The sequence below is a fragment of the Pedobacter sp. V48 genome (assembly GCF_000523515.1).
Taxonomy (GTDB): Bacteria; Bacteroidota; Bacteroidia; order Sphingobacteriales; family Sphingobacteriaceae; genus Pedobacter.
In genome coordinates, this window is the sequence record NZ_AWRU01000023.1 from 275,654 (window position 1) to 296,992 (window position 21,339).

The following is a 21,339-nucleotide window of genomic DNA, read 5'->3' on the forward strand; positions in this document are numbered from 1 at the left end:
ATGAAAGCTCCTGGCGCAAAAGTGCCAGGAGCTTTAGTAAAACAAAACTGCTGTTTAGTTTAAACCGTAGGTTGTTTTCAATATATTTTGCGCCTCAACCAATTTGGTAAAATTAGCCTCATTGATTAAAGTATAGAAATTAGTACCGATAGTTGCCTTAAGCTTCTGGTAGTTTGCTTCCGTTAATTTACTGTTTGCAGGGCGATATTTGAAGCATGAAATAAATCCAAAACCTTCAGATAAAGCATGGAGCTGAGTCGGCAGGTCACCAACACTTACTGAATTAGTAGGTATTGTAGTGTAAGCAAGCGCTGCAGCAGCAACCAATTGCTCCCATTTAGCCTGGATAATAGTGATCTGCTCTTTTACAACTACATAATCTTTTGCTCCAATTGCAGCACGGCCTTTTAAGAAAGCATTAAAAATTACTTTACCTGCTTCAATTCCTTTACCGCGTTCTGCAAGATAACCACCCCATAATAATGGTCTGATCGCATCAGTGTTAGCATAGGTTTTGTCCGGATTGTAATCAACAGGTACGCCTAAATAACCAAAGGCTTCATCCCAGTTGCGTTGCATCGCAGTTGTGCCATTAGTTACAGTAACATTATTAGCATCAGCTACGCTGTTAAGGATATTAATGGCCTCTTTAAAGAACAATGCACCCATCATACCTTTAGCCACCGCCTGATTGTACTCTAAACCGGTTGCACTTACCAATCTTTTTGAAGTACCTTTAATTACATAACCTGCAGTACCGTTTGTAGCTTCAACACCATTTTTAGTACTGTTTGCAGCTTGCTCTACAAAATATTCTGTGAAAGTTGCAGCATCAGCAGTTTTGTCAGCCAGTTTAACACCAGATGCGTTTAGAGTTGCATCAGTTGTAAATGGATTATTAGTATTGTTAAAATAATCATTTGCTTTTGCTGAAGTAATGGTAGCATTTAATGCAGTTCCAAGGTAAGAGTTTAGCTCTAATGCCATTTTCACCCTTTGAGATGAGGCAGTGTAATTTGCTCCTGCGAAATTATAAGTTGTTGGCACTTCATAAGGAGGAATGACGTCATCCTGAACCTTATCTTTCTTACATGAAGTAAGACCCGCAACTGCAAGGGCAATGAATACTGAACTCTTAAAGTATTGAATTTTCATTTTTCTATTTGATTATATAATTTATTACTATATTGTTTGTATTAAGTCTAAATAAGTGTTAATCTTGCTGCAAATATTAAAGCCAATTCTAAAGAATTTCTAAAGAGTCTTAAAAAATCAAAATTAATTTGAAAAATATTTATGAAGGTGTTGTTTGTAGAAGATGAACCAGTGCTATTGGAAGAAATGGAAACCTATTTCAGCTCACTCGATTGCATATGCGAACAGGCCATAACTTTTGGTCAGGCAGAGCAGAAACTAAGGGACTACATGTATGATGTGGTGGTGCTCGACATAACCCTGCCCGATGGAAGCGGAATAGATCTCATAGAAGACATCAGAAAAAGTCACCTCGAAACCGGAATCCTTATTCTTTCGGCAAAAGATTCGCTTCAGGACAAACTAAACGGGCTAAATCTTGGCGCCGACGATTACCTCACAAAACCTTTTTACCTCGAAGAACTGAACGCTCGCGTGAATGCCATATACCGCAGAAAAACATTAAAAGGCGCCGAACAAATCACATTCGATGATTTTACCATGCACCCATCTTCTAAATCATTCTTCTTCAAAAACAGTGAGGTAAGCCTTACCAGAAAAGAATACGACATGCTCATTTATTTTGTCATCAATAAGAACCGTGTGGTGAGCAAAGCATCAATAGTGGAACACCTCTGGGGCGATCATTTCGACCAGAGTGATAATTTCGACACGGTATATGTACACATGAAGAATCTGAGAAAAAAACTCTGCAACATTTCCGGTAAAGACTATATCAAAACAGTATATGGAATGGGCTATAAGTTTACCTACTAGTGAAGCTCTTATCAAAAATTAGTTATTATCATTTTGGACTTAGTGCATTGGTATTAGGGGTTACCGGCTGTATGTTGTTCCTTTTTCTGAGGCATGAAATATCTAAAGAAATAGAGGAGCAGCTGGAATTACAGACCGATATGGTGGCCGAAGAAATCCATATGGGGCGAACGGTAGCTTTCCCATTGGTAATCATCACCAAGGGTGATGAAAGCCTGATGAAACTGCCTAAAGTTTTTAAAGACACCCTCATTTATGATCGGCTCCAAAAAGTAACGGAAGGGTACTATTACTTCTCAGAGAGCAAAAAGATCAATGGTCAGCCCTACCGCATCAGGGTTATGACTACCTATATTGGCTGGGACAATTATTCTAAAACCATCCTCTACATTTTCCTGTCCATAGCAGCGCTGTTAATTGTACTTGGTACTTTGGTCAACTATTTCATCAGCAGCAGAATCTGGAAACCATTTTTAATAAACCTGAAACGGATGAAGGGGTACTCTGTAAGTTCAAAAGAAGAATTACAGCTAACGCTTACCGACGTTACTGAATTTAAGGAAATGAACAATGTACTTATTGATTTAGCGGCCAGGGGGAAAAGGGAATATACCGCATTAAAGGAATTTACTGAGAATGCCTCACATGAAATTCAAACGCCTCTAAGTATCCTGAAAACGAGATTGGAAAGTATTAGTCAGCAGCCATTAACAGTAGACATTGCCCGGTTACTTAACGATGCAAAAGAAGCAACAATACGCCTTAGTAAAGTAAATAAGGGATTGCTGTTATTGGCCAAGCTGGAGAATAATGCATTTACAGACGTGCAATGGGTGTCATTAGAGAACATTCTGAAACGCAATTATGATTTAATGGAAGACCTGTTTCAGCATAAAGGTTTGCAGGTGGAACAGCATATCGAGTCTAAGGCAGTATATGCCAGCTCATTCCTGATGGACGTTTTGATTTCTAATTTGCTAACAAATGCCCTTTCTTATACCGATGCCGGCTCCAAAATAGTTTTTAACCTGAATGAACATTCACTGGTGATTAGTAATGAAGGAGATCCGCTTTCTTTCCCTGAATCTAAGCTGTTTACCAGATTTGGCAAAGGAACTGCCGGGTACAAAGGCAATGGACTTGGATTATCAATTGTAAAGCAGATTTGCAATATTAATAAATGGCAGATTACTTATCAGTATGAAAACAATATGCACAAGTTTCGCATTGCTTTTTAACCCACCCCGCAACCAATCCCTACGCTAATCAATATAAAATATGCCACATCCGACTGGTTAAAATACGTCCTCAAAGTCTTCAGTGCTGCAACCAATGAATCGTCACCGTATTCCTCGACAAATGCACCTGCTCTGCAATTTCATCATAGCTAAGCCCCTGGTACCTGCACATTCTAAAGATCAGCTGCTGCTGTGGCGGCAAATGCGCCAATGCACTTTCCGTAAATTGCCTCAGGTCGCTCAACAGCACAGCCTCTTCCGTTTCATTGCTCGTCTTTTCATATCAGTCCAAAGCCTGTCAATAGCCCTTTGCGAAGTAGCCCGATCCCTTAGGGCATTTAGTGCCAGCCTCCTGGTAATGGTATACAGATATGGCAAAACCGATAGGTCCTCATTTAACCTGTCGTGGTCAACCTAAACATTTAACAAAGCATCGTGAACAATTTCTTCAGTCCCTTCCCTGTTTTTTAAGAACCTAAACAGAAAATATACAGCCTACTCAAAACCTGCCTCAATATACGTTCATCCCCCTGTTTCAATGAAACAGTCAGTTCCAGATCGGAAAAGTTACTGTAAGCGTTCATAAATATCTTTAATCCCTTACAGTAAAGCAATATAAAATATTTAACAGTAGATTAACATTTACTAAAGTGTAAACGCCACGTATGCATCGCTAGACTTGCCTCCCCATTTCGATCCTCCGCAGGCAATCACCACATATTGCTTACCATCAGCCTCATATACTGCCGGTGTGGCTACACCCGGTGCAGGTAAATCTGTTTCGAAAAGTATTTTACCTGTTTTCTTATCTATCGCCCTGAATTTACCATCCGCTGTTGCACCAATAAAGATAAGTCCTCCTGCCGTAACCACCGGTCCCCCGTAGTTCTCGCGCCCGGTAGTGGGCACTCCTTTCTTTTTCAGCTCTTCAAATTCACCAAATGGAACTTTCCACACATACTTTCCGGTATTCAGGTTGATGGCATTTAAAGTTCCCCATGGCGGACTGATTGCCGGATAACCTTCCTTGGTCAGGAATTTATTATACCCTGTAGATCCATAAGAAGGCTTTGCTGCCTTTGCAGTTTTGGTTTCCGATTTTCCGGTATACGGTCTTGCTTGTTCCGCTTTAAGATCAAGAATAAAAGAACCTATTGCGTTTTTTTCTTCTTTACTCAGGTGATTAAATCCCGGCATCATCCGTCTGCCTGTAGACAACAGCTCGGTAAACTGCGTAAGGTTATATTTCTTTTCAACACCAACTATTGACGGATAATCACCTGCTCCCAAACGCTCCGGGCCATGACAAACCATGCAATGTTTATTATACAGGGCCGCTCCTGCTTCCAGATTCGTTTGCGCAGTAGTTACAGGCGGCTCATTCTCCACAAGATTCAGTACCCAGGCCATTTCATTGGCATTTACGTATAGGATATTTGATTCTGGGTCAAAGGCAGGGCCTCCCCACTCACCTCCACCGTCATACCCCGGAAAAATAATCGTTCCTTCTTTTGTTGGCGGGGTATATATTCCCTGCGAGCGATATGTTTTAAAGCGTTTTTTAATGTCCTGTTGGGATGAATCACTAACCAAAGTATTAAGGTCGCTCTCTGTTAAAATCTGTCTGGCAAAAGGCTTAGGCAAAACAGGGAAGGGCTGGGTTGGCCAGAGTTTCTCACCAATAATTGGTGTATTTGTAATCATCTTCTTTTCCACAATAGGAAAAAGCGGCTTACCAGTAGCCCTTTCGAAAACGAAAATAAGCCCGGTTTTAGTAGTCTGCACTACGGCATCTATCTTTTTACCCTGACGGGTTGTTGTAGTCAATATCGGTGGACTGGAAATATCCATATCCCATACATCATGGTGTACAGTTTGAAAATGCCACTTCAATTTCCCGGTAAGGGCATCTAAAGCCAGTACACAGTTGGCATAAAGTCCTTTGCCCAGTCGGTCGCCACCATAAAAATCATTGCTCGGGTTGCCCGTTCCAGCAAACAACATTCCTCTCTTTTCATCCAGACTAAAGCCCGACCAACTATTTGTGGAACCCATGCGTTTATAGGCAGTTTTGTCTTCCCAGGTTTCATATCCCGGCTCTCCCGGCATAGGAATGGTATGGAAAACCCATTTCTGCTTTCCTGTTTTTACATCAAATGCGCGGATGTATCCAGGCGTTTCCTCACCTACATAACCGCTTAAAAAGAACAGGTTTTTATAAACCATAACGGGAGAAGTAGGCGCTACAAAAACCTTGCTTTCTTCTCTTCCTAGCCCTTTCCTCAGGTCTATCCCACCGTCTTTACCAAAACTAGAGATCAGTTTGCCGCTAACTGCATTTATTGCAAAAGCAATTGGCCCCACAGTATAGATAATTCGCTTATCAGCCCCTTCCTGCCAATAAGCCACACCCCTGTTCATGTTTACACTATTGCGGTGCCATGTTTTATTTATGGTAGAATCGGCCGGATCGAAATTCCATTTTTCTTTTCCCGTAGCCGCATCTATTGCAAAGACCTTTAGCCTTGGCGATACCCCATAGAGTATATTATTAACGATGATGGGATTGCACTGAATCGACCCGAATTTGGTATTGTCATTTTGCTCTGAATGATATACCCAAGCAACCTTTAGCTGGCTTACATTACTGGTATTGATCTGTTTAAGCTTCGAATATTTTATATTTTCACCATTACCTCCGGTAACTTTCCAGTCTCTGTATTTACCGATAGTATCAGCAAACCTGGCTGTTGAAGCAAAATCAAAAGCGATATTTGATCCAATTTTATCACTTTTATAAGCCAAAAGTAATCCGGAAACAGTCAGCAATCCCAAAAGATGCTTTTTACTAATAGTCATACAGATAATATTTTCTGTTAATTTATTAAATTATCTGAAAATATAATGGCTACCGTTTCCGGATTATGGTAATATTATTATGGCATCAACACTTATTCTGTTTTAATGGCTTGTAAGGCTTTGCCGTTTAAAGAAACCGTTGCCTTATCGGAAATGGTATAATGTGTTTTGGTAATGTTAGGATCCATCAGGTCAAGACTTCCCTCACCAGGAATATCAAACGCCGCCGTATCGATCTGGTTTGCCGAAGAAATAACCAGGCTGGCATTCCCATTGTCCTTATTGCCTATTACAGCATTTAATTTGCCCACCTTTAATTTGTCTAAAAATGCGGTGGTGTATTTACCCAGATCCAACTGCATCGCATCTTGCTCGAAACCGGAAATATTGATGTTGCCGGAAATATGGGCTTTTTTTTCTTCTTCCTTATTTCTGTGATAGGCACGACTGGTTAGCTTAACAGTACTTGGCATGATCAGGATCAATTCATTGTCCCAAATCTGAAAACCGCCATCTTTAGCTGCCTTTGTCAGGTCAATTTTTATGGTATTTCCATTTTTTGTCCATACCAAGTTTCCCTTAAGTCTGTCTCTTAACCATAGGCCCGGGGTTTTGCCCTTCTCAATGCGGATGGTAATTCGGTTGGCCGATTGCAATTCGACTTCGTTTACATCTTTAACAGAGCTAAACGTTAAACCATAAAACGGATTTTTATAGTCTCCTTTTAAAAACGATGCCTTAAGGCTAAAATTATAGGCTGTAAGGCCAATAAATGTGGCAACCACTGCTGCTAGTATAAACATTGTGCTGGTTTTCATAACTATTTAGTTTGGTAGTTTTGTGCTTTAAAAATCTCAAATCGCTCTGCAATATCTTCTACGCTAATGCCAAGCAAATACATGCTTTTGAATAACTCTGGTAGCTCCTGCCCCAGAAAACGCTCCTTGCTGTAATTCTTTACTTTCTGTACTGCATCCACAGCAATAAAGAAACCGATGCCCCTTTTATTGGCAATTACTTCTTTACCTTGCAGAAACTCATATGCCCTTACAACTGTTAACGGATTCACCTGCAGATCGGCAGCCAGCTCACGTACCGAAGGCAGTTTTTCTTCCGGCAACCATTTTTCCAGCATGATATTTTCAGTTACATAGCCTGCAATCTGCATGTATATCGCTTCATTCTCTCTAAATTCCATCTTACACTTGTTTTTCTTTTAGCCTGAAATAAGTACTTATCCAAAGGATTACTGAAATCAAAATGGCTACTGTTGCTGCAATAATAAAGCTTGTTTTTGTTGGCTCAATATATATATATTCTTTATTGATAATAAGACCGACCATGTTAAAGGGAATCCCATTATCAATCTCCTCCTGAAATATAGTATGAAGTAAAACCGGGTTTAACAGGCACAGCATCGCAATAAAGATGAAAAAACTGAATACCGTTTTTATAAAATGGAGCTTCTCAAAAAATACTGCACCAAAAAAACAGATGGAGTGTAATATAGCGAATACTAAAAATGATACCCACACTTTTCTATCAGTAGAAAATACGTTTACAACCTCTATTTTATCCGGTGAGTTTGCATTTCCGATAGTGATCACCAGGTAATCAATAGCATAAAAACAGCCCAAAAAAACCAGTTGAAATATCACAAATGAGTATAGCCAGGCAACCAGGTATTTTTCGAAATGAGAAGCAGGGAGCGATAACGCGGGAATTGATTTTTTTCTGTCGCCCAGATCGGTAAAGATCAGGCTGGTAAAAATAGTTCCCGAAAAAAACAGGAAATTTACAAACATAGCTGCTTGGATAACAGGCCCCATATGCCCCTTGGTACTATAACTTATAAAACCCAGGACTAAGATTAACACTCCAATTAATACGCCTGTGGACATTAAATACGTTTTGTATTGCTCGGCGGTATGTTTCTTAAACAGGTTAAGAAAGCGGGTAAAGTTGAAAGTTTCGTTCATGATAGCGTTATTTTAAAGATTCAATTACAGCAGTGTGATCATCAATTATTGCATTAAAGAGCAGCTCCATATCAACCTTATTGTTGTGCCGCTGGTTGTTGATGCTAATGGTATTATTGCCGATAGCGTTAGACGCGGTATATAATATCCCCTCTTTATTGGCGTTACCCGAAGTCGTAAAAAGTAAGCGGTCGCCAATATCATCCAGGCTCTTGTTCAGCACAATTTCTTTTTTGTGAAGGACAAGTAAGGTGTCAATCAGACTGTCCAGATCTCTTACCTGGTGGGTAGATATAATCATACAACGATCTTCTGTAATTGAAGAAGCCATGATTCTTCTGAACTGAACTTTTGAAGGAATATCAAGCCCGTTTGTCGGCTCGTCCATAATCAGCAATGAGGTGTTGGTGGCCAGACCAAAAGTGATCATTACTTTTTTCTGCTGACCAAAAGACAATTGGTTTAAATTATCATCGGGATTCACATTGAATTCCGCAAGTACTTTATAGAATTGTGCGTGATCAAATTTTGGATAAAAATGAGCCGTACGACGAACATATTCGTTCCCTGAAAGCGATGGCAGTTCCATCTCTTCAGGAATAAAAAACAATTCCTGTAAAAAAGAAGGAAGTCGCTTAGCGGCACTAAGGCCATTAACCTTGCAGGTACCCTCGGTTGGGAATACCAGACCTGCAATGTTTTTAAGTAAAGTTGATTTACCTGCCCCATTTTTTCCTAACAAGCCATAAATATGGCCGGTCTCCAGATTAAGGTTCAGATTCCAAAACAGAAGTTCTTTTTTCCTGTATCCGAAACTAAGGTTTGTTAATTCGATCATAGCGTTGTGAGTAAGGTATCACTGTAATACTTATGTAGTACAGTACAAATGTAGATATAGTATTTACATTTCCAAATTAATTCACAAAATATTTTTAACAATTGGATCACAAGGCCTTAGAAGGCGCCTAGGCCGGATTTTACTCCGGCTCTACAAAATCAAGATTTCTGTCGTGCGTCTCCGGAATGGTAATAACGGAGTAAAATCCAATTGCAAAACAGATGACGGTGATAAATACGATCTCAAGGCACTTGGACATGACCTGAGTGGCGGCGCTGATTTAAAGCTTAGAATTGAAAACAAGCAGGTTAAATTGGTTATCAATTCCAAAGAAGTATTTAAAACGCAATACCACAAATCAATTGGTAAGATTATGGGGATCAGGTTGACTATAGCAGGAATAGGCTATTTCGATAGCCTTCAGATTACAGACCTGAAGACTAAAGAAACATTCTAATACCTATTTAAGTGGAACCGCTTTAAATTCGAACAACGAAACTTGTGTGTTGTTGGTTCGCACAGTTATTGCAAACGCATATTCCTTCCCTTTTTCAAATACCTGATCTGTAAGCAGGCTAACTTCTGTTTTACCATATGGCTGTAGTACAGGAACCCCAGCAGTATCCAAAGTTTTCTTCTCGTTACCAATTAAACAAGTAACCTCCAAAACGCTCTTTTTCGAAACCACCTGACCAAAATTCTCTACTGCTATCTTTAGATCCGTTTTATTATTTTCTGCACTAAATACCGGTTTACGGGCCGAAAGAATAGCCTCATTATAGTTTAACCACGGCACTCGGGTATAGCCATAAAGCAGCTTACCTGCAGTAGATTTTCCGATTAGCTTAGGTGCAAATTCTTCTTTTGTAATGCCACTGCCTTTGGCCTCAAAGTTTACAATCAGGTCTTTATTTGATTTTTGCACGCTCAAAACCTTGCTGCCTCTGCCAAAGTTAACCTCAGACGAAGCTCCAAAACGCAGGGATTTAACATCTACATCAGTTTGCGGGTTAAACCCTTTTTCAGCGGCAATTTTAACACTGATTATCCTAGTTTTAGCTGTTGGCAACTCCTTATTCAGCATGGTTAATAAAACACCCGGATTCAACGGAACGCTGATGTTTTTGGAACTATGACGGTCACTCGCTTTATCATCTGCTTTTGAAGTATCTATTACTGCAAAGTTCGCCTGGATAGCCCTTCCATAATTATCCTGAAATACTTTAATACGCTCAAATTTATACCAGTCTTCTACTTGTCCATCTTCATGTTTTGCAACTCCAATGGTATAAGCTTCTCCCGGATCTGTAACCCAGTTAACCCCATCTTTTGAGCGCTGGTAAAAGGCAATCCTTCCAAGCCAGTCGTTAACAATTAGATGATATTGAACATTGTCGCGCCACACTACCGGATCCTCAAACTCACCCTTTACATTCGGGTATACCCTTCTGTCGGTAATTTGATTATAAGCAGAAATTCCTGTTTTGCTGATCCACACCCCTCCTCCTCTGCACACCATCAGGTAAGAACCATCTTCTCTTTGCGCAAAGGTTAAATTAGACAGGCCTTCGATAATCGGACGGTCTCTTTTTTCAAAATCAAAATGCCTTAATTCCCATGGCCCGTTTAAGCTATTTGAAATGTAATATCCATCAATAATGTAAATCACATACCTTCCGTCTTTGATCTGAAAAACTTCAGGGTTATGGCCCGGTCCTATAGTGTCTTTTACCACAAAAGGGCCTATTGAGTTATTGCTTACTGTATGGTAAACAATAGAATTAGGCCATTCGCCATGGCCTTTTGCTGAACTTTCGAGCCAGCCGGCTACATAAAGATGATATAGTTTATCTGATCCTAAAATTATTTTCCCTCCCCAATAAGACCTTATGCGGTCTTCAATACCATTATCCACATAGCGGGGCAATACACCTTGGGCACCCCAGGTATCACTGCTTAGCTTGCCTTTTGGCATAGGTAACAAACGGTCTTTAAACCGCCCGCCTTCTACCAGCTGATCCCATTCAACAGGCCTTGGCCTTTCCGTGATTTGGGCAATAAGCGTGCAGGGTGTTAAAAAGAAAACACAAAGGATGAGGGGAATAAACAGGTACTTTTTCATTTCGTGAGATCAACTAAATTCGGTAACAAATAAAGCACATTCTGAAACCCGTAATTTTGATTTCTTATCCATTCATTAAGTAATATTAACATTCAGTGATAATACTCGCCTATACGTTTCAAAAATTCTTCAGATTGTATCAATTTACAGATAAGAGCTGAAACAGTAAATATTTTATAATAAACTTGTTCTTTAAACACACAAAGCCATTTATAAACATGAACGTTAAGAAATCACTCATCTTAGCATTTGCTTCGATCCCGTCATTGCTCTTTGCACAAAACAGCCCTGAAAAGCAATATGTATACAACCGTGCTCCCCTAACTGCCGATACATATATACAACTTCCGCTAGGCAGTATAAAAGCCAAAGGCTGGTTATTGAAACAATTGGAATTGCAAAAAGATGGCGCAACCGGACATGCCGAAGAGCTTTATCCCGAAGCATCTAACCTTGGCCCTGAATCTGATTGGCTGGGCGGCAATGGCGAAGGTTGGGAACGTGTTCCTTATTACGTAAAAGGACTTATAGCCCTGGCTTATACATTGGATAATCCTGAATTAAAAGCAAAATCACAGAAGTGGATAAACTGGACATTAGATCATCAGCAGGCCAACGGAGCATTTGGCCCTGCAAAAATGAACGACTGGTGGCCAAGAATGCCAATGATGTATGCCATACAAAGTTATTATGAGGCTACAGGCGATGAACGGGTGCTTGGCTTTTTTACCAAATATTTTAAGTATCAGCTGGAGAACCTGGATAAAAAACCATTAACCGAATGGAGCAAATCAAGAACCGGCGACAACATAGAATTGGTATTGTGGTTATACAACAGAACTGGCGAAAGGTCTCTGTTAACCTTAACAGAAAAACTAAAATCACAGGCCTATCCATGGGCAGATATCTATACAAATAATCAGTTCTACTATTATGGAGATGATTTTCATACCAAACACAGCGTCAGTGTTGGTCAGGCGCTTAAACTTCCGGCAATTTACTCGCAGTTGAACAACACTCCATTTTACAGAGATGCAACTGAAAAAGGAATCAGCAATTTGATGAGGGACCATGGACAGGCATCCGGCATTGCATCCGGAACAGAATTCCTGGCTGGCAGAAGTTCCTTTCAGGGAACGGAGACTTGTACCGTGGTAGAATGGATGCAAAGTCTGGAAACTACAGCCAGAATTGTTCATGATGCACAGATTGGCGACAGGCTGGAGAAAATTGCTTTTAATACCTTGCCATCGCAATTTAGCAGAGACATTAAATCTCATTTATATTATACCCAGCCCAATCAGGTGGTGTGTAAGCATGGTAACTCCGGTTTTGATGAAGATTACGATGGAGGAATACTTCTAAGTCCGTACTCTGGCATGGGCTGCTGCAGGTACAACATGCACATGGGCTGGCCATATTTTGTAAAAAACAGCTGGGCAGCAACCCCTGATAAGGGTTTGGCTGTAATTGCCTATGCACCGATTGAGCTGAATGCATTTGTAGCTGATGCCGTTCCGGTTAAATTGAATGTAGTAACCAATTACCCTTTTGAAGAGCAGATCAGAATTAAAATAGAACTTGCGAAGGCTACCACTTTCCCGTTGAAATTAAGAATACCCGAATGGTGTAAAAATCCACAAATAGCGGTTAACGGCAAGACATTGTCGAATGTTAAAACCGGTCAGATTTATACCATCAACAGACCATGGAACAGCAACGACGAGGTGGTACTTAATTTCCCTATGGAGGTAAAAGTATCAGATCAGGTAAACCAATCGGTTACTGTAGAACGCGGCCCATTGGTATATGGATTACAGATGGATGCTAAATACAGTATCCGTAAAAAACATCCTGTAGAAGGCTTTTTTGACTATGAGGTGTCCTCTGCTTCGCCCTGGAACTATGGGCTGATAGTAGACCGTAAGAATTTAGCCGGTTCCATAAAAGTTCAAAATACGGCAATGCCGGAAAATCCGTTTATTCAGGCCACTACACCTGTTAAACTCAAGGTTTCGGCAAAGAAAATACCTTCATGGTCCATGGCTTATAATAAGATGCATGCCTTTGAGGTACCCAGAAGTCCGGTTGCTTCATCGGAACAAACTGAAGAAATAACCCTGACCCCTTTTGGAAGCGAGAACATCAGGATCAGTAATTTCCCTGTAATTGGCACACCCGAAAGCCCACGCAAGCTGTTTAAAGAAAACTTTGACAATGCCACTGTTAAAGACTGGTTGTTATATGGCGGCAGCTGGTTTATTAAAGATGGAGCAATCCATGCTGCATCTAATAAAGGTTCCTGGGGATATGGAATACATGGTTCAAAAGCGATGGCGAGCAGTACCATGTTCAAGGACCTGAGCTACGAGGCAACCGTACAGCTAAACTCAAAAGGAAATGCCGGTCTGGTTTTTAGAGTGACAGACGCGGCGCTTGGTGCAGATATGTATAAGGGGTATTACTTGGGAATTGATGCAGAAACAGGCACGATCCAATTGGGCAAATCATCTGATCAGAAATGGGTAGCTCTTGCGTCAGAACAGCAAAAATTAGAAATCGGAAAGTCGTACAAGGTTAAAATAGAAGCCAAAGGCAGCGATATTAAAGTATACTTTAACGGATCGGAAAAGCCATTGATAGCTGTAAAAGATTCAGAATTTAAAAGTGGGATGATTGGCGTTAGGGCATTCGATTCGCTGGCAAGCATTGACAACTTGCTGGTGAAAGAAGTAAAGTAATACATACGCAAAAAAGCCTATCTCGTCATTCATAACATTTTTCATTCGTAACTCGCCATCTCTCCTATCGGAGAGATGGCGAATGTTACTGCTTCACTTTAAAGGGCTGACTCCCAGTTAGCAAGTCCCAGAATAAAATAAAATCACAGGCCAAACTATAGGCTGGATATTGAAAAGTAGCAGGTTTGTTTTTTTCGAAAAAGAAATGACCTACCCAGGCAAAGCCGTATCCAACTATCGGAATGCCAATCATAAAGCGTAAGTCGTGAAACAATACTGCCGTAAACAATAGCAATACAGCAAGCAGGCTTCCAATAAAATGCAATATCCGACTCGTAAGGTTACTATGTTCGCTCAGGTAGAAAGGATAAAATTCCTTAAGAGATTTATATCTTTTTTCAGTCATGCCACAAATTTAACTATAAGATATGATGATCAGTTAAAAATTGCTCCAGATCTTTAGGGTGTTTATCCATTAACAATGTATTAAGTCCTGCCAGCTTAGCTCCAACAAGATGCTGTGGGCTATCATCAATAAACAAGGTTTCCTCTGGTATAAGGTTGTTTTCTTTGATGACCTGTTCAAATATCTCAACATTTGGTTTGCGAAGGAACATTTGCTGAGAGTAATATGTTTTTTCAAACAGGTGGTTATTATCCTCAACATTAAATTCTCGTTTCAGGTAATCTACAATCCAATTGTAGTGAATTTCGTTATTGTTGCTAAGTAGAAAAGTGCGGTATTTTTCTTTTACTTTAAGCAGTGTGTCGTGTACTGCCGGAGATGGAACTCCAATCAACAAACTGTTCCAAGCGCTGTCAATTTGTTCGTCGGCCAGCCCAGGATTGTTGGCTGCTTCGCGTATTTTACTGCGAAACTGGGCCGGAGAGATAGATCCGGTCTCAAAATCATTAAAAATTTCATTATGATTTTTATGGGCAAAGAATTGCTGAACATCGGTTATACCTAATTGTAAAAGAGCATTTTGAGTCCTTACAAAGTCTATTTCGAATATAACATTACCATAATCGAAAATAATATTTTTTATTTTTTGTGCTAAAACTGTTTCCATAATTGGATACAAATATGTAACATTGCACTCGCAAAATCTAATAAGATTTTCAGGGCCTATAGCTCAGTTGGTTAGAGTAGAAGACTCATAATCTTTTGGTCGCTGGTTCGAGCCCAGCTGGGCCCACTAAAAGACCGTCTTACAAAGAAATTTGTAGCCGGTCTTTTGTTTTTTCTGATGCTGATTACCGTCATCAACTTTGTTTTCGGGAAGCCTCCTTGAAAGTGAACAGATGATACCTATAATGTAAAAATCAGTGTCCATCACAAAAATCAAAGAAAGTATACATGCTGGCATCCTATGAAAGATAAGGCGTAAGCGCATCACTGTCCGGTTAAAGAATGAAAATGGAAGAGTACACACCGACTGCCCTATTGCGGTCATTTATCAAAGCTTACAAAATCATTGAAAGCCAGGATGAGTTGGTTAACAGGGTTGTGCCAGATACTTCGTTTGCTATCGCCTTCCGTTTTAAAGGACAAATTTCTTACGTCACAGGTGCAGGGAAAACTATTTTACCTGCCGCAACATTTTCAGGTTTAAGAAAATCTGTCCGACTTATCAATTACCTACCTCAAACAGCAGCTTTAATTGTACAATTCGAAGAAACAAGTATATCGGCATTTTTTAAACAACCAGTTCATGAGTTGTTTGAGGAAAGCATTTCGCTCGACAATTTCTTTCCCCAGTCCGAAATTTCAATTGTAGAAGAGCGATTAGCCGAAGCAGAAAATAGCATTACGAGAATTGCTATTGTTGAGCGCTTTTTATACTCAAAGCTCCTGTATAATAAACCCGATATGCTTGTTGGGGATGCCATCGCTAAAATTTATTCAAGTAATGGAGCCAGTAAAATTAACGAATTGGCTAAAAGCTTATATATCAGTAATGATGCATTTGAGAAACGATTCAGGAAGGTGGTTGGTGCTACACCAAAGCAGTTTTCTTCCATAATAAAAATAAAATCCATTATTAAAAAAAATCCAGAGCATTCATCCTTTATTCAGATAGCACTTGAAAACGGTTATTACGATCAATCGCATTTCAATAAAGAGTTTAAACTTTTCACAGGCCAAACACCAACAGATTTTTTTAAATCCGGTTTGTATTGGTAAATCAATGATTTTTTACAATTATCAATAAATCTGTAGACTGATATTTGTATCAAAAAAAGATATGAAACAGTATAGTTTATTAGTAAGGGTACCTGATACTTATGGTACAGAGCAAGCAAAATCCGCTGGCCCTCAGTGGGAGAAAGTAATTGAACAATGGAAAGCAGATGAGGTTTATGTATTAAGCTTCGCTTTTCCAGGAGATAGTTACACAGTAACCGGGAAAGAGAAGTTGATAAAAAAAGAAACGGTTCTTTCCGATAACCTTAAAGTTGTGAGCAATATTGTTCTTCAGGCGAAAACTATAGAAGCGGCTTTAGATCTTGCAAAATCATGCCCCGTTCTTTTATACGGGGGAAAAGTAGAAGTACGGGAAATTCCTGTTGCTCTACTAAAGTAATCTTGCTTGTCTGGCCATACTGTAGACCAGGCCCATGATTACTTCCATAATTACACTTACTATAAATAAAACACAACAAGAACATCTAATATTGCTATCTTTCAGGATGTTTCACCAAGAATTTGAATCGCCTGAAGCGCTCTGCGACACTATAAAGTGCTTTTGGTACAACAGAAGAGAATCTGGAGAATTCCAGTCGAGCTTTGAGGTGCAACCTGATGGCTATGCTGAGATTATTTTTTATTTCGGAGGCCCCTGCAGCATTTCCCGCAATGGGGGCCTCCAGCCATTACCCTCACCATTTATGATGGGTCTGCTCAATCAGCCAGTTCTTTTTGACGCAGAAAACCGTTTAGAAATTATTGGCATCAGGTGCTTTCCCTGGGCGGTGTTCGATTTGCTTGGCCTCCCATCAGGTAAAGATGGAGTACGTACATTTGAACATCCTATAGCACAGCTTCAATCCACATTGAACAAGTTCATTGAAGCGGGGCATATAGATGAAGCGATTGCTCATGTTAAACAGTATTTCCTTAACACACGGTCGCATATTGCTGTTGACAGTATGCTATTCAAGGCGGGGGTTGCTATGGGGAAGACAAAGGGCACTATGCCCGTTAGTCAGGTGGCAGCGGCAGCTCATGCAACTGTCCGTACACTGGAAAGGAAGTTCAAKSWRKMTTMTGGCTATACTGTTAAAGATGTGTCGGGTCTGATGCGCTTTGAGCAGGCACGTAACCATTTGTGGCTTTATCCGGATTCGAACCTCGCGGGTTTAGCTCATGAGCTGGGTTATACAGATCAAGCTCACCTGAGCAGAGAATTCAAGCGTTACAGCGGCACTACCCCTGCAGCATTTGCGCGAAAAGCTAGGAAAGGGAAACAAGGGGTGAGCAGCGATTTTGTCGCGTTTATACAAGCCTAACGCAACAGCTTTCCAGAATTTTGTGTTTTAATATTTACTATGAAAACACAAAACAATTCTATTTACGATGTAATCATTGCTGGCGCAGGGCCTGTAGGTCTGTTCCTGGCCTGTGAACTGGCTCTAGCCAAATGCTCAGTACTAATACTTGAAAAGGCGGAAGATCCGCACTCTCCATTAAAACAACTGCCTTTCGGGATAAGGGGACTTTCGACGCCTACTATTGAATCACTTTACCGTCGAGACCTATTAAAGGACCTCGAGCTACATAAACGCGTTAAAAACCCACATAAAACGTCGGCTGCAACAGAGGAACCACGTCGCCAGGGAGGGCACTTTGCCGGCATCCCATTTCTTGACGGTAATGTTGACGCCTCACAGTGGAGGTATCGTTTGCCGAGCGCTACTCAGACCAGTTTAATTTCTGAAATACAGGAGCTTGAAACGGTGCTGGTCCGCCGTGCAGAATCCCTGGGTGTAGAGATCAGACGCGGGCATGTCATTACCGGCTTTCGTCAAACTGCGGATGTGGTAACTGTTCAGTCTGGCGACCGATCTTTTCAGGGTAAATGGCTCGTAGGTTGCGATGGAAGCCGTAGTGTTGTTCGCAAGGCTGGTGGTTTTGAATTTGCAGGTACAGAGCCAGAATTTACCGGCTACTCTACCCGGGTTGACCTGGTCGATCCAGAAAAACTCAGCCCGGGACGAAATGTGACACCACGAGGGATGTACATGCAATCACAACCAGGTTATGTACTGATACAGGATTTTGATAGCGGGGCATTTCACAACTCTGCCGAACCGCTTACTTTAGATCAAGTGCAGGAGGTGTTACGCCGCATCTCAAATACCGATGTTACCATTAATGCCTTGCACACAGCAACCACATGGACCGACCGGGCACGCCAGGCAACAAGTTATAGAAGCGGACGGGTATTTTTAGCGGGTGATGCCGCACATATTCACTCGCCTTTGGGAGGCCAGGGACTTAATCTTGGGCTAGGCGATGCCATGAACCTAGGCTGGAAGCTTGCTGCAACCATTAATGGAAAAGCCCCGGAAGCCTTGTTGGACAGCTACTATAGCGAGCGATACCCAATTGGCGCACAGGTGCTGGATTGGTCAAGAGCCCAGGTTTCGATTATGAAACCCGACTCTCATGCCCGCGCGCTGAATGCCATTATACGCGACCTTATGGATACCCGAGATGGCGCCACCTATATTGCAGGACGGGTTTGGGGTGTTAATACAAATTACAATCTTGTGGGCAGCCACCCGCTGGCAGGCCACAGTGTTCCCAACTTTGAGCTCGAAGACGGTACAAAAATGGGCGAATTAATGCATGATGGCCATGGAATACTGATCGATTTTAATAATAATGCTTCAATACAATCTTTAGTGAGTGAATATGGTGATCAAATAAAATACATTTCAGGTAGCGCAAAAGAACAATTAGGCTTGAGTGCTGTGCTGATACGGCCTGATGGGATTATCGCCTGGGCTGCTGACAACGATCCAGATCCACGCGAAATCCGAAAGGCAGCCGATCATTGGTTTGTTGCAATTTAGAGATCAGAAGTTATATAAAATGATACAGGAATACTACATTCCCGGTGTAAGCCGGTTTCGGTTGATCTTTAATGACAAGCGTGGCCTCAATAACAACTTTGGTAACACCTCTTAAGTTTGCTATGGAATTAAGCTTAGCCTTTAGTTGTACCTCACTGTCAACTAAAACAGCCTGGCCAAACCTAAAAGACTCAATACCGTAGTTGATTTCCATTTTAATATTGCGAACATCGGCAATCTGTTTCCATAAGTATGGAATTAATGATAAGGTTAGGTACCCATGTGCTATTGTAGCCTTAAATGGGCCTTCACTCTCCGCTTTTTCTTTATCAACATGGATCCATTGATGATCCAATGTTGCATCAGCGAATTTATTAATCTGTTCCTGATCTATTTTATGCCAATTAGAAATACCTAACTCTTTGCCTAAATGCGATTTATATTCTTCAAAACTATTGATTATTAACATATATGTATTTATTTATCAATTAAGAGCCATTTCTATACCTTAGACAAAAGCATCAATTGTGCCAAGTTAACAATAAGTTGATTTGAACAAAACTTCTTTCTAAGAATATTTTACTGTTTGGCTTTCTTCAGGATAATTTAGTTAAATAAATGCATTTCTGAATTCTAAAGGCGAAAGATTAGTTTTCTTTTTAAATAACTTGCTAAATGACTGCGAATGTTCAAAACCTAAGGCGTAGGCAATTTCACTTACAGATAAAGTTGTGGTAGATAACCTTTCTTTTGCCTTTTCAATCAGCTTTTCATGTATATGTTGCTGGGTACTTTGACCCGTTAATGTTTTAAGTAACCCGCTTAAATAACTGGGCGATACGTTTAATGTGTCGGCAATGTAAGCTACAGTAGGCAGACCTCTTTTTATCAGATCATCGCTGTTAAAATATAGGGTAAGTAAGTCTTCCAGCTTGTTCAGGGTTTTATGGCTGCTTATTTTTCTGGTAAGGAACTGCCGGTGGTAAAACCTTCCTGCATAGGTCAGCAATAACTCCAGTTGAGCTGCAATAAGATCCTGACTGAACTTGTCTATATTGGCACGATACTCCTGCTCAATGTTTAACATAATGGCGGCAATCATTTCCTCTTCTTTTTCAGATAGAAACAGCGCCTCATGTACTGAATAATCAAAGTATTCATATTCCTTTATTTTTCTRSSCWATGNKRKSYWSCRAAGAANNNAMWSGSRAYGNRAYWKMAMSTANMSATNMCGWRYRKTTTMRTTKCYYGTWANTTSTTCRCNSKCWACANTRRMRWMCTKKYCYGSCGRCANRWWAKKSRKAAWGNNTWMAWCWRARTSANTWWGCNMWRSTGGCCATATTTCATTTTACCATTAAAATTTCTTTTTAGTGCAATACAGTAAAAATCGAGTACCAGACTAACTGGTTCACTGTCTTGCAAACGGGATATAGCCTCTACGTTAATTACGCTAATCAGCGGATGTTCGGGCTTAGGTAGTTCCCTGAACTTATGAAATTCGCTGATCGTTTTAAACCTGTGCGGTGCTGTACTAGCCATATCACAAATTAATCATTTTTAGTTAAAGGCGGTGGCAAATTCTTTTGCAAAATCACTCAGTTTTACTTTCCCCATAACTGCCGGCTTATTGCAATTATAGTCTTCTGCCAACAAACCGTTGTGCAAACTTGCATACATTTCAACCAGGCCGCCTGCAATGCGAGGGTTCATTCCAATTGACTCCAAACTGCTTTGCGTTTCTTCATCAGAAATGATCATCCATTTCAAATCAGGCTTACCTATAGCAGCACCTAAGATACGTGCAGTTTCGTTGCCTGTAAGTTCTTCGCTGGCTACATAGCGTACTTTTCTGCCGGCAAATGGTGTCACTAATTCCGCTGCAACTGCCGAGGCAATATCTATCGGCGAAACCCATGGAATAATACTTTCTGCACCGTAGTTTGCCGCTATTAAGCCAGCGTTTTTGATCATATCTGTATAGCCGTACAGGTTATAAAAGAAAGATGTAGGACGGATGTGGGTAATGGCTACTTCTGGCGACAACCCATTAAAGATACCTTCAACTTTGTGTGCACCAATCAGAATTCCTGAACCTTTCTCTAAATGGGCGCCAATGGTACTCAGGTTAACCACACGCGTTACGCCAGATTTCTCAATAGCATCAGCATAATTTTGTCCAAGTTGACGATAGTAAGCAAGAAGATCGAGGCTATGGTCAAAGTAATTGTTAGGTGGTACCATGGTGTACACCGCATCGGCGCCGGTAAAGGTTTCTGTTAAAAAGTTAACATCTTCTAAAGTGCCAATAGCAGGTATTGCACCTAAAGTCGCTATCTCGGTTTTTTTGTCCGGGTTACTACTTATTACGGTAACCTCGTGACCTTGTTCTACTAGTGTTTTGGTTAGAGGCCTGCTAATGTGACCTAACGAACCTGTGATTGTTATTTTCATCGGAGTATAATTTTATTGATACTCCAAAGGTCTGCAGGATAAAGTACGGCTATGTAGC

The 21,339-nt window shown here is 40.7% G+C and carries 20 protein-coding genes, 1 tRNA gene and 1 pseudogene; 9 read left to right on the forward strand and 13 right to left on the reverse strand.

Features of this window, described 5'->3' with window-relative positions:
- Positions 1 to 54: 54 nt before the first annotated feature.
- Complete coding sequence (locus N824_RS18845) at positions 55 to 1,155, reverse strand: DUF4856 domain-containing protein (protein ID WP_048906694.1); 1,101 nt, start codon at positions 1,153 to 1,155, stop codon at positions 55 to 57.
- Between the two features lie 141 nt (positions 1,156 to 1,296).
- Between N824_RS18845 and N824_RS18850 the strand changes: the two genes are divergently transcribed.
- A complete protein-coding gene (locus N824_RS18850; RefSeq protein ID WP_048906695.1) occupies positions 1,297 to 1,971 on the forward strand; it encodes a response regulator transcription factor in 675 nt (224 codons plus the stop codon).
- A complete protein-coding gene (locus tag N824_RS18855) occupies positions 1,971 to 3,209 on the forward strand; it encodes a HAMP domain-containing sensor histidine kinase (RefSeq protein WP_048906696.1) in 1,239 nt (412 codons plus the stop codon). Before N824_RS18850 ends, N824_RS18855 begins: the two co-directional genes overlap by 1 nt.
- A 79-nt stretch (positions 3,210 to 3,288) precedes the next feature.
- On the opposite strand, the gene N824_RS34440 is transcribed toward N824_RS18855, so the two are convergent.
- The 6 genes from N824_RS34440 to N824_RS18880 form a co-directional block, all read right to left on the reverse strand.
- Entirely contained in the window at positions 3,289 to 3,459 is a 171-nt protein-coding gene (locus N824_RS34440) for a sigma factor-like helix-turn-helix DNA-binding protein (protein ID WP_235207202.1), read from the reverse strand.
- Between the two features lie 395 nt (positions 3,460 to 3,854).
- Positions 3,855 to 6,068, reverse strand: coding sequence for a PQQ-binding-like beta-propeller repeat protein (locus N824_RS18860; RefSeq protein ID WP_052334213.1), 2,214 nt, complete (start codon positions 6,066 to 6,068; stop codon positions 3,855 to 3,857).
- 92 nt (positions 6,069 to 6,160) lie between these two features.
- Positions 6,161 to 6,886, reverse strand: a complete 726-nt coding sequence (locus N824_RS18865) for a hypothetical protein (protein ID WP_048906697.1) — start codon at positions 6,884 to 6,886, stop codon at positions 6,161 to 6,163.
- A 2-nt stretch (positions 6,887 to 6,888) separates the two neighbouring features.
- Positions 6,889 to 7,266, reverse strand: a complete 378-nt coding sequence (locus tag N824_RS18870) for a GntR family transcriptional regulator (RefSeq protein WP_048906698.1) — start codon at positions 7,264 to 7,266, stop codon at positions 6,889 to 6,891.
- A gap of 1 nt (position 7,267) precedes the next feature.
- Positions 7,268 to 8,047 (reverse strand): hypothetical protein, encoded by a 780-nt coding sequence (locus tag N824_RS18875; RefSeq protein ID WP_048906699.1) that lies wholly within the window; start codon positions 8,045 to 8,047, stop codon positions 7,268 to 7,270.
- A 7-nt stretch (positions 8,048 to 8,054) separates the two neighbouring features.
- On the reverse strand, positions 8,055 to 8,885 hold the full coding sequence (locus N824_RS18880) for an ATP-binding cassette domain-containing protein (RefSeq protein WP_048906700.1): 831 nt from the start codon (positions 8,883 to 8,885) through the stop codon (positions 8,055 to 8,057).
- Positions 8,886 to 9,057: 172 nt separating this feature from the next.
- On the opposite strand from N824_RS18880, the gene N824_RS18885 reads away from it, so the two are divergent.
- On the forward strand, positions 9,058 to 9,342 hold the full coding sequence (locus N824_RS18885) for a hypothetical protein (RefSeq protein WP_048906701.1): 285 nt from the start codon (positions 9,058 to 9,060) through the stop codon (positions 9,340 to 9,342).
- Positions 9,343 to 9,345: 3 nt separating this feature from the next.
- On the opposite strand, the gene N824_RS18890 is transcribed toward N824_RS18885, so the two are convergent.
- Entirely contained in the window at positions 9,346 to 11,007 is a 1,662-nt protein-coding gene (locus tag N824_RS18890) for a glycoside hydrolase family protein (RefSeq protein WP_048906702.1), read from the reverse strand.
- Between the two features lie 218 nt (positions 11,008 to 11,225).
- On the opposite strand from N824_RS18890, the gene N824_RS18895 reads away from it, so the two are divergent.
- Positions 11,226 to 13,748 (forward strand): beta-L-arabinofuranosidase domain-containing protein, encoded by a 2,523-nt coding sequence (locus tag N824_RS18895; RefSeq protein WP_052334215.1) that lies wholly within the window; start codon positions 11,226 to 11,228, stop codon positions 13,746 to 13,748.
- An 85-nt stretch (positions 13,749 to 13,833) separates the two neighbouring features.
- On the opposite strand, the gene N824_RS18900 is transcribed toward N824_RS18895, so the two are convergent.
- The gene (locus N824_RS18900) at positions 13,834 to 14,154 is read right to left on the reverse strand and encodes a DUF962 domain-containing protein (RefSeq protein ID WP_048906703.1); all 321 of its coding nucleotides are present in this window, start codon (positions 14,152 to 14,154) and stop codon (positions 13,834 to 13,836) included.
- Between the two features lie 13 nt (positions 14,155 to 14,167).
- Complete coding sequence (locus N824_RS18905; RefSeq protein WP_048906704.1) at positions 14,168 to 14,821, reverse strand: HAD family phosphatase; 654 nt, start codon at positions 14,819 to 14,821, stop codon at positions 14,168 to 14,170.
- Between the two features lie 52 nt (positions 14,822 to 14,873).
- On the opposite strand from N824_RS18905, the gene N824_RS18910 reads away from it, so the two are divergent.
- The 5 genes and pseudogenes from N824_RS18910 to N824_RS18930 all read left to right on the forward strand — a co-directional run bounded on the left by N824_RS18910 (position 14,874) and on the right by N824_RS18930 (position 18,830).
- Positions 14,874 to 14,947 (forward strand) — tRNA-Ile (locus tag N824_RS18910).
- A gap of 221 nt (positions 14,948 to 15,168) precedes the next feature.
- Positions 15,169 to 15,936: a helix-turn-helix domain-containing protein gene (locus tag N824_RS18915; protein ID WP_084498399.1), complete on the forward strand. Its 768-nt coding sequence runs from the start codon at positions 15,169 to 15,171 to the stop codon at positions 15,934 to 15,936.
- 61 nt (positions 15,937 to 15,997) lie between these two features.
- The gene (locus N824_RS18920) at positions 15,998 to 16,336 is read left to right on the forward strand and encodes a hypothetical protein (RefSeq protein WP_048906706.1); all 339 of its coding nucleotides are present in this window, start codon (positions 15,998 to 16,000) and stop codon (positions 16,334 to 16,336) included.
- 106 nt (positions 16,337 to 16,442) lie between these two features.
- Positions 16,443 to 17,261, forward strand: a pseudogene (locus tag N824_RS18925) (helix-turn-helix domain-containing protein).
- A 39-nt stretch (positions 17,262 to 17,300) separates the two neighbouring features.
- On the forward strand, positions 17,301 to 18,830 hold the full coding sequence (locus N824_RS18930; RefSeq protein WP_048906708.1) for an FAD-dependent monooxygenase: 1,530 nt from the start codon (positions 17,301 to 17,303) through the stop codon (positions 18,828 to 18,830).
- A 10-nt stretch (positions 18,831 to 18,840) separates the two neighbouring features.
- Here N824_RS18930 and N824_RS18935 read toward each other — a convergent pair whose 3' ends face one another.
- From N824_RS18935 to N824_RS18945, 3 genes are all read right to left on the reverse strand, one after another.
- Complete coding sequence (locus N824_RS18935; protein ID WP_048906709.1) at positions 18,841 to 19,299, reverse strand: MaoC family dehydratase; 459 nt, start codon at positions 19,297 to 19,299, stop codon at positions 18,841 to 18,843.
- Positions 19,300 to 19,440: 141 nt separating this feature from the next.
- The gene (locus tag N824_RS18940) at positions 19,441 to 19,932 is read right to left on the reverse strand and encodes an AraC family transcriptional regulator (protein WP_084498393.1); all 492 of its coding nucleotides are present in this window, start codon (positions 19,930 to 19,932) and stop codon (positions 19,441 to 19,443) included.
- A gap of 455 nt (positions 19,933 to 20,387) precedes the next feature.
- On the reverse strand, positions 20,388 to 21,281 hold the full coding sequence (locus N824_RS18945) for an NAD(P)H-binding protein (RefSeq protein ID WP_048906710.1): 894 nt from the start codon (positions 21,279 to 21,281) through the stop codon (positions 20,388 to 20,390).
- Positions 21,282 to 21,339 lie beyond the last annotated feature (58 nt).